This window comes from Ferrimonas pelagia (assembly GCF_039543565.1).
Classification (GTDB): Bacteria; Pseudomonadota; Gammaproteobacteria; order Enterobacterales; family Shewanellaceae; genus Ferrimonas; species Ferrimonas pelagia.
The window spans coordinates 1-12,980 of sequence record NZ_BAABJZ010000077.1 but is presented as its reverse complement, the minus strand read 5'-3'; the positions used below and the strand labels follow the sequence as shown (position 1 = coordinate 12,980).

The 12,980-nt window shown below is 57.6% G+C and carries 12 protein-coding genes and 3 tRNA genes; all 15 read left to right on the top strand.

Annotation, left to right across the window (positions count from 1 at the left end; genetic code table 11):
* The first annotated feature begins 3 nt into the window (after window positions 1–3).
* Window positions 4–1,227, top strand: a complete 1,224-nt coding sequence (gene flgE / locus ABEA08_RS11665) for a flagellar hook protein FlgE (protein ID WP_345335488.1) — start codon at window positions 4–6, stop codon at window positions 1,225–1,227.
* A 12-nt stretch (window positions 1,228–1,239) separates the two neighbouring features.
* Complete coding sequence (flgF, locus tag ABEA08_RS11660) at window positions 1,240–1,968, top strand: flagellar basal-body rod protein FlgF (RefSeq protein WP_345335487.1); 729 nt, start codon at window positions 1,240–1,242, stop codon at window positions 1,966–1,968.
* 32 nt (window positions 1,969–2,000) lie between these two features.
* Entirely contained in the window at window positions 2,001–2,786 is a 786-nt protein-coding gene (flgG, locus tag ABEA08_RS11655) for a flagellar basal-body rod protein FlgG (RefSeq protein ID WP_345335486.1), read from the top strand.
* A gap of 10 nt (window positions 2,787–2,796) precedes the next feature.
* Complete coding sequence (gene flgH, locus ABEA08_RS11650; protein ID WP_345335485.1) at window positions 2,797–3,462, top strand: flagellar basal body L-ring protein FlgH; 666 nt, start codon at window positions 2,797–2,799, stop codon at window positions 3,460–3,462.
* 9 nt (window positions 3,463–3,471) lie between these two features.
* Window positions 3,472–4,581, top strand: a complete 1,110-nt coding sequence (locus ABEA08_RS11645; protein WP_345335484.1) for a flagellar basal body P-ring protein FlgI — start codon at window positions 3,472–3,474, stop codon at window positions 4,579–4,581.
* Window positions 4,582–4,594: 13 nt separating this feature from the next.
* Window positions 4,595–5,038 (top strand): rod-binding protein, encoded by a 444-nt coding sequence (locus ABEA08_RS11640; RefSeq protein WP_345335482.1) that lies wholly within the window; start codon window positions 4,595–4,597, stop codon window positions 5,036–5,038.
* Entirely contained in the window at window positions 5,038–6,429 is a 1,392-nt protein-coding gene (gene flgK / locus ABEA08_RS11635) for a flagellar hook-associated protein FlgK (protein ID WP_345335481.1), read from the top strand. Before ABEA08_RS11640 ends, flgK begins: the two co-directional genes overlap by 1 nt.
* Window positions 6,430–6,442: 13 nt before the next feature.
* A complete protein-coding gene (gene flgL / locus ABEA08_RS11630) occupies window positions 6,443–7,357 on the top strand; it encodes a flagellar hook-associated protein FlgL (protein ID WP_345335480.1) in 915 nt (304 codons plus the stop codon).
* A gap of 11 nt (window positions 7,358–7,368) precedes the next feature.
* On the top strand, window positions 7,369–8,409 hold the full coding sequence (locus ABEA08_RS11625) for a hypothetical protein (RefSeq protein ID WP_345335479.1): 1,041 nt from the start codon (window positions 7,369–7,371) through the stop codon (window positions 8,407–8,409).
* 364 nt (window positions 8,410–8,773) lie between these two features.
* Window positions 8,774–9,415, top strand: coding sequence for a UvrY/SirA/GacA family response regulator transcription factor (gene uvrY, locus ABEA08_RS11620; protein WP_345335478.1), 642 nt, complete (start codon window positions 8,774–8,776; stop codon window positions 9,413–9,415).
* 15 nt (window positions 9,416–9,430) lie between these two features.
* Window positions 9,431–11,269, top strand: a complete 1,839-nt coding sequence (uvrC, locus tag ABEA08_RS11615) for an excinuclease ABC subunit UvrC (RefSeq protein WP_345335477.1) — start codon at window positions 9,431–9,433, stop codon at window positions 11,267–11,269.
* A 46-nt stretch (window positions 11,270–11,315) separates the two neighbouring features.
* Window positions 11,316–11,867: a CDP-diacylglycerol--glycerol-3-phosphate 3-phosphatidyltransferase gene (gene pgsA / locus ABEA08_RS11610; protein ID WP_345335476.1), complete on the top strand. Its 552-nt coding sequence runs from the start codon at window positions 11,316–11,318 to the stop codon at window positions 11,865–11,867.
* Window positions 11,868–12,042: 175 nt separating this feature from the next.
* Window positions 12,043–12,118 (top strand) — tRNA-Gly (locus tag ABEA08_RS11605).
* A gap of 48 nt (window positions 12,119–12,166) precedes the next feature.
* Window positions 12,167–12,240: transfer RNA gene (locus ABEA08_RS11600), tRNA-Cys, on the top strand.
* 37 nt (window positions 12,241–12,277) lie between these two features.
* Window positions 12,278–12,363, top strand: a tRNA-Leu gene (locus ABEA08_RS11595).
* The last annotated feature ends 617 nt before the right edge of the window (window positions 12,364–12,980 follow it).

Genomic DNA, 12,980 nt, shown 5'->3' with positions numbered 1-12,980 from the left:
GTTATGTCTTTTAATATTGCTTTGAGTGGCCTGCGCAGCACCAGCCAGGATCTGAACACCATCTCCAACAACATCGCGAACGTGTCGACCCCGGGCTTCCGTGGCGCGCGCTCCGAGTTTTCCTCTATCTACTCCGGCGGTCAGGCGGGGGGCGTTGCCCTGTCGAATGTGGCACAAAACTTTGATGCGGCCGGCGATGCTTTGTACACCGGCCGTCAGTTGGATATGGCGATCTCCGGTAACGGCTTCTTTATGACCGAAAACCAGGGCAGCATGAGCTACACCCGCGCGGGCATGTTCCAGCAGGACCAAAATGGCTTTATCGTCGATGCCTATGGCGGGATCCTGCAGGGCTACCCAGTGGGGCCAAACGGCAACCTGCTGACCGGCTCGACCACGGGCCTGCGCATCGACAATGGCTCGCTGCCAGCCAATGCCACCTCCTCGGTTACGCTGGGCCTCAACCTTGACTCGCGCAACGAAGCGCTGGATCCGGCGGATTTCGACCCATCCAACCCCGACAGCTACCACGCGCTGAACTCCACCAAGATCTACGACTCGCTGGGTAACGAGCACAACCTGACCCAGTACTACGTCAAGACCGGTCCCAACGAGTGGGAAACCTTCTTTGAATTGGATGGCGTGGACATTACCGAATACGCCAGCGATACCACGTTGAAATTCGATGAGAACGGCGCGTTAGAGAGCGGTGGAAACTTTAACCTGAAGATCCCTAATAGCCTGGTCGATGCTGACGGTAAGCCGATCCTGGATGGTTCTGCAGAGCTGGAAATCGACCTGGCCTACCGTGGTGCGACTCAATTTGGCTCCGATTTTGCGGTTGCCTCGATGAGCCAAAATGGCTACGGCGCCGGTGAGCTGTCCGGGATCCGCATCGACGATAACGGCATGGTATATGGCGTTTACACCAACGGTCAGGATCAACTGCAGGGTCAGGTGATCCTGGCAAACTTCCCGAACCCCAATGGCCTGAACCAAGTGGGTAACACCGCCTGGACCGCGAGCTATGCCTCGGGTCAAGCGGTGATCGGCGCTGCCGGGACTGGCACCTTGGGTTCTTTGGTGGCTGGGGCTATCGAAGGCTCTAACGTGGATCTGACCGGTGAGCTGGTCAACCTGATGACTGCGCAGCGCAACTATCAGTCCAACGCCAAGGTGATCAGCACTCAGGACACCCTCACCCAGTCGCTGCTTGCGGCCATCTAACGGTAGTCGGTCATGGATAAGTTGCTCTACACCGCCGTGAGCGGTGCCAGTCGAACCTTAGAAGCGCAGGCGATCCGCGCGAACAACCTGGCCAACGCCAATACCGCGGGATTCCGTGCCGATCTGGAGCGGGTGCAGCACCACCAGCTGGACGGCGTGGGTCAACCGACCCGGGTGCTGGCGCAAACCCAGAGTGCCGGTACCAGCCTGAGCTCTGGCGCCATGATGGCGACCGGTCGTGATCTCGACGTCGCGATCCAGGGCGAGGGTTGGTTCACCGTGCAGGTCGATGACGGCGAGGCCTATACCCGCGCCGGTGGCTTCACCCTGACCGACGACGGTCTGCTGCAGTTGGACGGCCGTCTCGTCATGGGGATCGACGGGCCGCTGCAGTTGCCGGAATACCGTGAGCTGGAGATCAGCAAAGACGGCAGCGTCAGCGTGATGCCAGCGGAGGGCGGGCTGACCGAAGAGATCGGCCAGCTCAAGTTGGTGAACCCGGATAGCGCGCTGATGAGCAAGGCAAGCGATGGCCTGATGCGGTTCGATGGTGGCGTTGCGGCGCCACAAGATGAAGAGGTTGCCACTGTGAGTGGTTTCCTCGAAGGCAGCAATGTGCAAGCCATCGACGAGTTGTTGGCATCGATGAACCTGGGCCGTCAGTTTGAGGTTCAGATCAAGCTGATGAAAAGCGCCGAAACCCTGGCTCAGGCCGGTAACCGATTGGTTCGTGGCAGCTAAGGCTGCCACCGCAAAAGAATTAGGAAAATAACATGCAATCTGCACTTTGGGTCAGTAAGACCGGCTTGACCGCGCAAGACACCAAGATGACCACCATTGCCAACAACCTGGCAAACGTCAACACCACTGGTTTTAAGCGCGATCGGGTTAATTTTAACGATCTGTTTTATCAGACACAGCGTCAGCCTGGCGCGATGGCGGATCAGGAAAACGAACTGCCTTCCGGCCTGCAGTTGGGCACCGGGGTGCGGGTTTCCGGCACCCAGAAGGTGTTCACCGTCGGCGAGATCCTGACCACAGGGCAGCCGCTGGATATGGCCATCATGGGCAACGGTTTCTTCCAAGTCGAGCAGGCCAATGGCGACTTCGCCTTTACTCGAGACGGCCAGTTCTACCGCAATGCCGACGGCCTGATGGTGACCTCCGAAGGCATGCCAATGACCCCGGCCATTGAGATCCCGGAAGAGGCGCTCAGCGTTACCATCGGCTCTGACGGTATCGTCAGCGCGCAGATGGCCGGCGATGCGGAAGCGCAGGAGCTGGGGCAGATCACCCTAGTGAACTTCACCAACCCGGCGGGTTTGGAAGCGATCGGCAATAACCTCTATCGCGAAACCGCGGGCTCTGGGGTGGCGCTGGAAGGGATCCCTGGTGATGGGGCTCTGGGCGATCTGAAGCAGGGCTTCCTGGAAGGTGCCAACGTCAATGTGGTGGAAGAGATGGTTGAGATGATCTCAACCCAGCGCGCCTATGAGATGAACGCCAAAGTCGTCTCCTCCAGTGATGACATGCTCAAGTACCTGAACCAGGTCTTGTAAGGAGCTTGCCGTGTTAAGAGCGTTGAGCTTGTTGTTGTTACTTGGGGTGGGGGGGTGCTCCAGCAACTATCTGCCGCCGCAAGAGGTGCCAGATACGCCCGAGTATGCGCCACCGGCTTTTTCGGTGACCTTGCCTCAAGCCAATCACGGCAGCCTTTACCGCCGTGGTTACAACCTGGCGCTGTATCAGGATCGTCGCGCCTACCGGGCCGGCGATATCCTGACGGTTGATCTGGATGAGCGCACCCAAGCCAGTAAGAAAGCCGGCACCAGCACCGCCAAAGACAGTGCGATGCAGGGCGGCGGCTCTTACGGCTTTGGCAACCTGACGGGCTCTGGCTCCGCAGGCTTGGACGCGTCGCGTAACTTCTCCGGCAATGGCTCCTCCTCCCAGCAAAACCAGTTGTCGGGCTCGATCACCGTGACGGTGGCCGATGTCCTGCCCAATGGCGTGTTGGTGATCCGGGGCGAGAAGTGGTTGCGCCTGAATCAAGGCGATGAATACATCCGTTTGGTGGGACTTGTACGGCCGGAAGACGTCGATCAGGGCAACAAGATCTCCTCACAGCGGATCGCCGATGCCCGGATCAGCTATGGCGGACGCGGCACCTTGGCTGAGGTGAACGCGCCGGGTTGGGGTACGCGATTCTTCAACGATCCCATCGTGCCGTTTTAAGGAATGCTGATGCGTAAATTATGTGGATTGCTGCTGACCGCGCTGGCCTTGCTGCCAGCGGTGAGTCAGGCGGCGAGCGAACGCTTACTCATGGACATCGTTGATGTCCAAGGCGTCCGTGAAAACCAACTGGTCGGCTATGGCCTGGTGGTGGGTTTGGATGGCACCGGCGATAAATCCCAGGTGCGTTTTACCAGCCAATCGGTGGTGAACATGCTGAAGCAGTTCGGCGTGCAGTTGGACTCTCGGACCGATCCAAAGCTCAAGAACGTTGCCGCCGTGGCCGTACATGCCACGGTGCCACCGATGGCCAGCCCGGGTCAGGCCATCAACGTCACGGTCTCCTCGATCGGCGATGCCAACAGCCTACGCGGCGGTACCTTGCTGATGACCCCGTTGCACGGGATCGACGGCGATGTTTATGCCGTGGCGCAGGGCAACCTGGTGGTGGGTGGCGTCAGCGCCCAGGGGCGTAATGGCACCTCCGTCACCATCAACACGCCGACGGTGGGGTTGATCCCATCGGGTGGGATCCTGGAGGGCGAGATCCCCTCCACCTTCAACGAGACCCCAGACGTGGTGCTCAACCTGCGCTTGCCCAGCTTTCAGACGGCACGAAACATCGAGTTGACCATCAACGAGTTGTTTGGCCCCGATGTCGCGCGCGCGCAGGATCATGCCAAGGTCTTGGTGCAGGCCCCGATGGAGCCGCGCCAGCGGGTCACCTTTATGTCGATGCTCGAAGAGTTGTCGATTGAGCAGGGCCGGCAACGGCCGCGCGTGGTGTTTAACAGCCGAACCGGCACTGTGGTGATCGGCCGCGAGGTGCGGGTTTTGCAGGCCGCGGTGAGCCACGGCAACCTGACCGTGACCATTACCGAGCGACAGACCGTGAGTCAGCCGGGTCCGTTTTCCGGCGGCCAAACCCAGGTGATCGAAGACTCAAGCATCGATATTGATCAGGGCGATGCCCAGATGTTCATTTGGCCGGAAGGCACGGCGCTGGACGACATCGTCCGCGCGGTCAACAGCCTTGGCGCGGCGCCGACCGATCTAATGGCTATCTTGCAGGCGCTGGATGAAGCCGGCGCACTGGAAGCCGAGCTCGTAGTGATTTGATGGTGGTGATCTAATGACAAACGCGATGGATAAAGTGAACAGCCACGGCAGCGTGATGGCGGCACAAAACCAGAGTGCCGCCAGTATCCGTGCCCAACACGGTGAAGAGGGGGCGATCCAGGAGGTGGCCCGCCAATTCGAGGCGCAGTTTCTGCAGACCGTGCTCAAGCAGATGCGCAGCGCCACGGATGCCCTCAAAGATGAGGACAGTGCGCTCAGTGATAAGCGCGGCGTGTTCCATGATTTTTATGACGCTGAGATGGCCAGCGCCATCAGTCAGCAACACGGAGTGGGGCTGCGTGAGGTCATGGTGCGCCAGCTCGGTGGTGAGTTAAAGCCCGATGCCGAGCCGGTCGCCCTCTCTGCGATAGAAACGGATCACCAGCGCGAAGCGATGGCTCGCAGTACTGCGATGCAGCCCGCCCTGGTGCTCCCCTTATCCGTTAAGGAGTCCTGATGAGTTTTTTGAATAACGGCCTGTCCGGGATCCACGCATCCCAGATGGCGTTGTCGGTCGCATCCAATAACATCGCCAATGCCGCGACGCCGGGCTACAGCCGACAGCAGATCATGCTGAGCGCTCGCCCTGGCGGTTTTTATGGCGCGGGCAATGGTGTTCAGGTGGATGGTGTGCAGCGGATCGCCGATCAATACCTGACTGCGGCGGTCTGGTCCTCTAACACTCAGGCCGGCTTTGCCACGGCCAAGGCGAGCTACCTGGGCAAGACCGAGGAGTTGTTTGGCTCTGAAGGTTCAAACATCTCTGCGGGTCTGGACAGCCTGTATGCGGCGCTCAATGCCTCGATTGAAAGCCCCAATGACATCGCCACCCGACAAGGGGTACTGAACGAGGCGCGGGCGCTGACCAGTCGCTTTAGTACCATTAACCAAGGCTTGGACAGTCAGCTTAAGCAGATCGAATCCCAGCTCGGTGCCTCGGTCAGCGAGATCAACACGCGATTGGAAAACATTGCCAATCTGAACAAAGAGATCCAGGGCCATACTGCCAGCGGCAATATCCCACCGGCGCTGCTCGATGCGCGGGATCAGGCCGTCAGCGAGCTGTCTGAAATGGTGGAGATCCGCACCACAGAAAACAGCGATGGCACGCTCAATATTACCCTGCCGATGGGCCAGCCACTGGTGCTGGGCAACAGCGCCGGTACCTTCAACCTGACGCCGGACTTGGATAACCCACAGTTTTCTAAGCTGAGCCTGTCCGTTGGCGGCACCGATTACCATCTCGATGGCAATGTCGGTGGTCAACTGGGCGCCCTATTTGATTACCGGGACAACAGTTGGCAGCAAAGCCGGGACTTTATCGACGAATTGGCGATGAAGCTGGCGGACGCGTTCAACGAGGTGCTGGCAGAGGGGACGGATCTCAATGGCAACGCCCCGGAGATGGATCTGTTTTCCTACGATCCTGCCAATCCGGCCGCCACCCTGAAGGTCAGCGACGGTTTCACCGCCGACATGCTGGCCTTTGGCAAAAGCGAAAATCCGGGCGAGCCGGGTAAGCCAGGGGATAACTCCAACCTGCTGGATCTGGTTGCCCTCGCGGACAAGAAGCTGGAGTTCGACAGCCTCGGCACCAGTGCAACCCTCAACGAAGCCTACGCCACAAAGCTGGGCCAATTGGGGATCGAAAGTCGTCAGGCGCAGCTTGAGGCGGAAACCGCGGTCGGCGAGCTAGTGCGTTCACTGAATGAGCGTGACAGCGTCAGCGCGGTGAGCCTGGATGAAGAGGCGGTCAATTTAATCATCTATCAGCAGCAATATCAGGCCAACGCCAAGGTGATCTCAATGGCCGATCAACTATTCGCCACTGCACTGCACATGTGGTAACGGGAGCAAAACGATGCGAGTAACTGGGCAACAAATGCACCGGCTGAACCTGACCAGCATGCAGCAAAACGCCACCAACTACGGCCAGGTGATGCAACAGATGTCGACCGGCAAGCGGATCAACGTGGCGTCGGACGACCCGCTCGGGGCGGTTCAAACCCTGAGTCTGCAACGTGAGCAAGCGGCGATCAGTCAGTATATGGACAACATCGGCGGCTTACGTATGAGCTTGAGCCGTTCTGAGTCCAATCTGGATAACATGAACAACGTGATGCTGCGTATGCGCGATCTGACGTTGCAGGCGTTTAACGGCACCAATGGTCCGGAGGAGCGGGACGGGATCGCGGCGGAGCTGCGGATCTTGCGTGACTCTTTGGTGGACTACGCCAATGCCAAAGATGAGAAGGGCAAGTACATCTACGCCGGTCATGAGGTGGATACGCCGCCTATCACCATTGATGACGATGGCAACTACGTCTATCAGGGCGATGATGGGCTGCGTGAGATCCCCGTGGGTGACGGCAGCTTTGTGACCGGCAACGATACCGCCAATCAGCTGTTCTTTAATGGTGCGACGGACATCTTCAATCAGATGACCCAGTGGATCGACGCACTGGAAGATCCGGAGTTGGATACCAACGACCCGGAATTTCATGCCCTGTTTGAGCAGACCATGGAGATCATCGACTTCTCCATTAGCTCGGTGGGTCAGACCATGACGGAGATCGGTGGTCGCCAGAACGCCATGAACCTGATGGAGATGGCGCATCAGGACATCGGCCTGTTTAACCAGGAACTGATCGGCAACATTGAGGATCTGGATTACGCGGAAGCCAGTCTTGAACTGGCAACCTATCTGCTGGCGCTGCAAGCGACCCAGCAAAGCTATGCCCAGATCAATCAGATGAGCCTGTTTAACCATATCTGAGGAGTGAACTGATGGTTTCTGCGGTTTCCGATCCCTTATCGGTAAGACAGCGACAGCAATCGGCACCGACGGCGGCCAGCAGTTCAGCGGCGCCGACGCCAGGTTCGAGCAAAGCCAAAGGCAAAGGGCGCGGCGTTGCCGTGCCCAAATGGCGGCTGGAGAGTTATCGGCGTTGGGCCCAGGTGGGTCAGGGCCAGCATCAGGTGGCCGCAGCACAAACCGGTGCTCAGGCGCTGAAGCAGGCAAAGGGCCAACTGGAGGGGCTTCAGCGTCAGATCAACAGCGCGCTGCAAGGCAAGAGCAGCAGTGACGGCGGGCAGATGTCCGCCAGTCGCGACCGCTTGAGTCAACAAAGCGTAAGCTACCGGGGGCAGACGTTGGTCGACCGCCAGTTCAATCTGGTCGGCCGCCACAGTCAGGCGGCGCCGCGTCAGTTTGCGCTCAAAGGCACCGATCTGACGGCCAGCAAACCCAGAGATGAGCAGCTCAACATCCAATTGGGGAAAGAGCGAGCGCAGATCGATCTGCCCGCCGGGGCGGATAGAGAGGCGCTGGCGCGGATCCTCAATGATGGGCTCAGTGCGATCGGGCTGGGCGCCAGGTTGGGGCGGGATGGCCAAGTCATGCTCATGCTCAATGAACAACAAGCCGCCATGCTCGACGGCGGCTTGTGGATGAGTGGGCAAGGGGCGCGCCTGCCTGCCGGTCAAGCCGTTCCGGTGAAGACCCAGGAAGTGTTGCCGTGGCAGGATCCGCGCGAATGGCAGTTTGACAACAATGCTCAACTGCGACAAAGCCAAGCGAAGTTGCTTAAGACCTTGAATAAGGTTGATGCCCAACTGGCGCAATTGGAGGCGGTTCAGCAGACCATTAACCATCGTCTTGCCAAGGTGAATCGTGCCTCCCAAGCCAGTGCCGAGGTGATGGAAAAGGCCTCGCAAGAGCTGCAGCAGGCGATGGACCGTTCACCGTTTCGCACTCAGCTTTCAACCATGTTGGCGCAGGCGAACCTGTCTCGCAGTCAGGTCACCGAGTTGCTTCAGCAGATGTAATTGACGACACCGACTAAAAGCGAGCCGATTGGCTCGCTTCTTTATGGAGTGAACCGAAGTAAGGTCGACCCCGGTGGAGAAACTGTCGGCTCATTTATTGCTTTGGATAGTTTGCGAAGTCGAGCTGTTAAACGAGAACGTTTCGTGTTGATTAAACAGATAAATATTGCCCGTTCAACTATTTATAGTTATTGATAATGTGTTTTATACCTAAAATTAGGGGCGGTTTGTGGTGCGAAATCGCGTTCAAACCACATTCCCAACAATGCCCGGGCGCCACTGTATTGACGATCATGGGTATATGGGTATTATCGAAAGGAGATAACGGGGCTATCTTTGGGTTCCGCTTTGGAGAATAGTTAGAGTGATCAATGTTTTTCTGGTAGATGACCATGCGCTGGTGCGCACCGGGATCCGACGGATCCTGGAAGATGAGCGTGGCATCAAGGTCGTGGGCGAAGTCGCTGACGGAGAGCAAGCGGTTAGCTGGTGTCGCAAGAATATGGTCGATGTGGTGGTCATGGACATGAGCATGCCAGGGATCGGTGGACTCGAAGCGACGCGTAAGATCCTGCATTTTAACCCGGATGCCAAGGTCATTATTTTGACCGTGCATACCGAAGAGCCGATCCCCTCCCGGGTGATGGCCGCAGGTGCCGCTGGCTTCCTCACTAAGAATGCGCCGCCTGCTGACATGGTTCAGGCCATTCGTGCGGTTGCCTCAGGCCAGCGTTATATCGACCCCGTTATTGCTCAGCAGATGGCATTGCGGCCATTTAATCCGGATAAAAATCCGTTTGATGAGCTGTCCGATCGTGAGTTGCAGATCACCATGATGGTCACCAATGGCCAGAAGGTGTCTGATATTGCTGAGCAGCTGAATATCAGCCCCAAGACGGTGAACGCCTACCGCTATCGCCTGTTTGATAAATTGAAGATCGGTGGCGACGTTGAACTGACTCGCCTGGCCATCCGCTATGGTATGTTAGACGCAGAGAAGATCTAACCTACTGCGGATTTCATGACCGAACCTTTTGACCACCGGGCGTTCCTGCGTTCAGTGACCAACCAACCCGGGGTGTATCGAATGTTCGATGCACCCGGTGGCACCGTGCTCTATGTGGGCAAAGCCAAAGACCTCAAAAAGCGCCTAAGCTCCTACTTCCGTGCCAACCTGCCCAGCGTCAAAACCCAAGCCCTGGTCAGTCAGATCCGCCATATCGAGGTGACGGTCACACATACCGAAACCGATGCGTTGATCCTCGAGCACGATTACATCAAGCAATACATGCCGCGATACAACGTGTTGCTGCGCGATGACAAATCCTACCCCTACATTTTTCTGTCCGATCATCAGCATCCCAGATTGGCGTTTCATCGTGGCGCGCGCCGGGCCAAGGGCAGTTACTTTGGCCCCTATCCCAATGGGGGCGCCGTGCGGGAAAGCCTGCATCTGATGCAGAAGCTGTTTCCAGTACGCCAATGCGAAGACGCCTTCTACCGCAACCGCTCCCGCCCCTGTCTGCAGTACCAGCTGAATCGCTGCTCCGGCCCCTGCGCGGGCATGATCAGCGCAGCGGACTACAGCGAGCAGGTCAAGCTGGTGCGCTTGTTCCTGCAAGGCCAAAGTCAGCAAGTGCTGGGGGCCTTGGCGACCAAGATGGAGCAGGCCAGTCAAGCGTTGGCGTTTGAGCAAGCGGCGCGCTATCGCGATCAGATCCAAGCGCTGCGTAAGGTGCAGGAGCAGCAAGGTGTGCAGGGGCGGGAGCAGGGCGAGCTGGACGTGATCGGCGTCGCCGTGGAGGGCGGGCTGGCTTGCTGCCACATCCTATTTGTGCGCAAAGGCAAGATCATCGGCAGTCGCAGCTATTTTCCGCGTACGCCCAACAATACCGAGCCCGAAGAGGTACTGGAGTCCTTCCTACTGCAGTTTTATCTGGGCGGTGGTGAGGATCGGCAGATCCCGCGGGAGCTGATCCTACCGATGGACAGCGCTGATCTAAGCGCAATAGAACAAGCGATCCAGCAGCACAGTGGCAATAAGGTCAGCCTAAAATGCCGAGTGCGGGCCGAACGCGCCCAATTTCAGCGCTTGGCACAAACCAACGCCAAAAGCGCATTGGTGTCCAAGCTGGCCCACAAAACCACCATCACCGAACGGTTCCGTCAACTGGCAGAGGCGCTGGAGCTGGACAACCCGATCGTGCGGATGGAGTGTTTTGATATCAGCCACACCATGGGGGAGAAGACCGTTGCCTCCTGCGTGGTGTTTAACGGCGAAGGCCCGGCCAAACAGGAATATCGCCGCTACAACATCAGCGGGATCACCCCCGGCGACGATTACGCCGCCATGACACAAGCGCTCACCCGGCGCTACCAGAACACCCAAGATCCCGCCAGCCTGCCCACCATCCTGTTTATCGACGGCGGTAAGGGCCAACTGACCCAGGCCGAGGAAGTGATGGAGCAGACCTTAGCCGGCACAGAGCTGCCGGTTCCGCTGCTGGTGGGGGTTGCTAAGGGCGAAGGACGCAAACCCGGGCTGGAAACCCTGATCCTCGGCTTTAGCCGCGAGATCATCGACATGCCAGCGGACGCGCCCGCGCTGCACCTGATCCAACATATCCGCGATGAAGCCCACCGCTTTGCCATTACCGGCCATCGCGCTGCGCGCGGCAAGGCGCGGAAAGAGTCGGTGCTGGAATCGATCCCGGGGATCGGCGCCAAACGACGCCAGCAACTGCTCAAGTTTATGGGGGGATTGCAGGAGCTCAAAGGCGCAAGTGTGGCCGAGATCGCTAAAGTGCCCGGCATAAGCCAACAACTGGCGCAAAAGATCCATGACGCATTGCGCACTTAGCCGTTAATGCGGCATCATTGGCGCACGAAGTGAAGCCGGGTCAGTTATGAAACTCAATATCCCCAATATCCTTACCCTCCTGCGACTGTTTATGATCCCGGTGTTTGTCGGACTCTTTTACACGCCTTGGCAGTGGGCATTTATGGCAGCCGCCATCCTGTTTGTGGTTGCCTCCCTGACCGACGCGCTGGATGGGTATCTCGCACGCCGTCTCAACCAGTCAACGCCGTTCGGTGCGTTTCTCGACCCTGTCGTCGACAAACTCATGGTGGCCACCGCACTGGTGATGTTGGTGGAGCACTATGACAATGGTCTGGTGACCTTGGCTTCCATCATCATGATCGGCCGGGAGATCGTGATCTCCGCGCTGCGAGAGTGGATGGCGGAGATGGGCAAGCGCGGCATCGTCGCCGTCTCCTGGCTAGGCAAGTTTAAAACCGGCGCACAGATGACCGCCATCACCGGCCTGATCGCACAATACAATGACTTGATCACCAACATCTCCTTGGTGCTGCTGTACGTCGCCACCTTCCTGACGATCTGGTCTATGCTGTCGTACATTCGTGCCGCTTGGGCGGATCTGACCCGGCACGGTTAAGCCCTGTACCGAAGTTGCCGCCGAAGCGATCACTCTGGTTGAAAAGGCGGCAAACGAACATTTTTGGCAAAATAGGGCGTTGACCTGAAGGCAGAAAACCGTAGAATACGTTTCGTCTTCAGGGAGAACCAAACTTCTTGTCAGACAAGAGCTTAATACCGAAAGCTCACATGAAGCGGCACTAGCTCAGTTGGTAGAGCGCGACCTTGCCAAGGTCGAGGTCACGAGTTCGAACCTCGTGTGCCGCTCCAAATTATCAGATCGGCCTTAGTTTTGGCGGGTTTGAAACACAGTTATATGGCGCGTTGGCAGAGTGGCTATGCAGCGGATTGCAAATCCGTGGACCTCGGTTCGACTCCGGGACGCGCCTCCATATAGCCGGTTAGGTTACAAACCTAACTGCACTCGTTGCCCGAGTGGTGGAATCGGTAGACACAAGGGATTTAAAATCCCTCGCTGAATAAGCGTGCCGGTTCAAGTCCGGCCTCGGGTACCATTCTTTCCTTACGATGTAAGGGGAGTTGGACAAAACAACCAGCCAATGAGCTGGTTTTTTTGTATCTAAAATTTGGCTACTGCCAGCATCACCTCAGTCATCGCTCCGTCCTTTTCAGCAAATCTCTGTCCTATGTGGTGCGCTGTGACACCTCTATGCATTCCCCTGTCGATATCCTGAAAACGCGACCCTAACCCCTGTGCGAGCTTCCTGTGCATCGTTGCTGCTGTGGGTGGCGGTAGGTGATTGTCGCTAGAGTATTGTTTGGAGATGGCAGTGGTTGGGGCAGGGGGAGGTTCCGGGCTGGGTACTGGGTTTCTGGTGGGGAGAAGGGGCGATTCATACCTACGTGACTCATCTTCACAATTTGCTCCCGATCTCGATTGGTGATGTGTTGTCGATAAGGAGTGTATATGGAGGTTCTACTGTTGCATAAAATCATCACTAGCAACCTATCTGGCTCCATGGTTTTGCGCCCGCATTCTGTATGATACCAATTCCATTATCTATTTGGTCAGTCTGGCCCATTCCCTGCTGCAAAGATGCCGCACTTGTTCTGCATTTTTTCGAAAGCTGTTCCAAGCATCTGCAACCTGGTCGACAATGTGGTCATAGCT

What these genes read in the sequence shown, in the direction of transcription:
- flgE (WP_345335488.1), top strand. Translation starts at nt 4, where the DNA reads ATGTCTTTTAATATTGCTTTGAGTGGCCTGCGCAGCACCAGCCAGGAT.
- flgF (WP_345335487.1), top strand. Translation starts at nt 1,240, where the DNA reads ATGGATAAGTTGCTCTACACCGCCGTGAGCGGTGCCAGTCGAACCTTA.
- flgG (WP_345335486.1), top strand. Translation starts at nt 2,001, where the DNA reads ATGCAATCTGCACTTTGGGTCAGTAAGACCGGCTTGACCGCGCAAGAC.
- ABEA08_RS11645 (WP_345335484.1), top strand. Translation starts at nt 3,472, where the DNA reads ATGCGTAAATTATGTGGATTGCTGCTGACCGCGCTGGCCTTGCTGCCA.
- ABEA08_RS11640 (WP_345335482.1), top strand. Translation starts at nt 4,595, where the DNA reads ATGACAAACGCGATGGATAAAGTGAACAGCCACGGCAGCGTGATGGCG.
- flgK (WP_345335481.1), top strand. Translation starts at nt 5,038, where the DNA reads ATGAGTTTTTTGAATAACGGCCTGTCCGGGATCCACGCATCCCAGATG.
- flgL (WP_345335480.1), top strand. Translation starts at nt 6,443, where the DNA reads ATGCGAGTAACTGGGCAACAAATGCACCGGCTGAACCTGACCAGCATG.
- ABEA08_RS11625 (WP_345335479.1), top strand. Translation starts at nt 7,369, where the DNA reads ATGGTTTCTGCGGTTTCCGATCCCTTATCGGTAAGACAGCGACAGCAA.
- uvrC (WP_345335477.1), top strand. Translation starts at nt 9,431, where the DNA reads ATGACCGAACCTTTTGACCACCGGGCGTTCCTGCGTTCAGTGACCAAC.
- pgsA (WP_345335476.1), top strand. Translation starts at nt 11,316, where the DNA reads ATGAAACTCAATATCCCCAATATCCTTACCCTCCTGCGACTGTTTATG.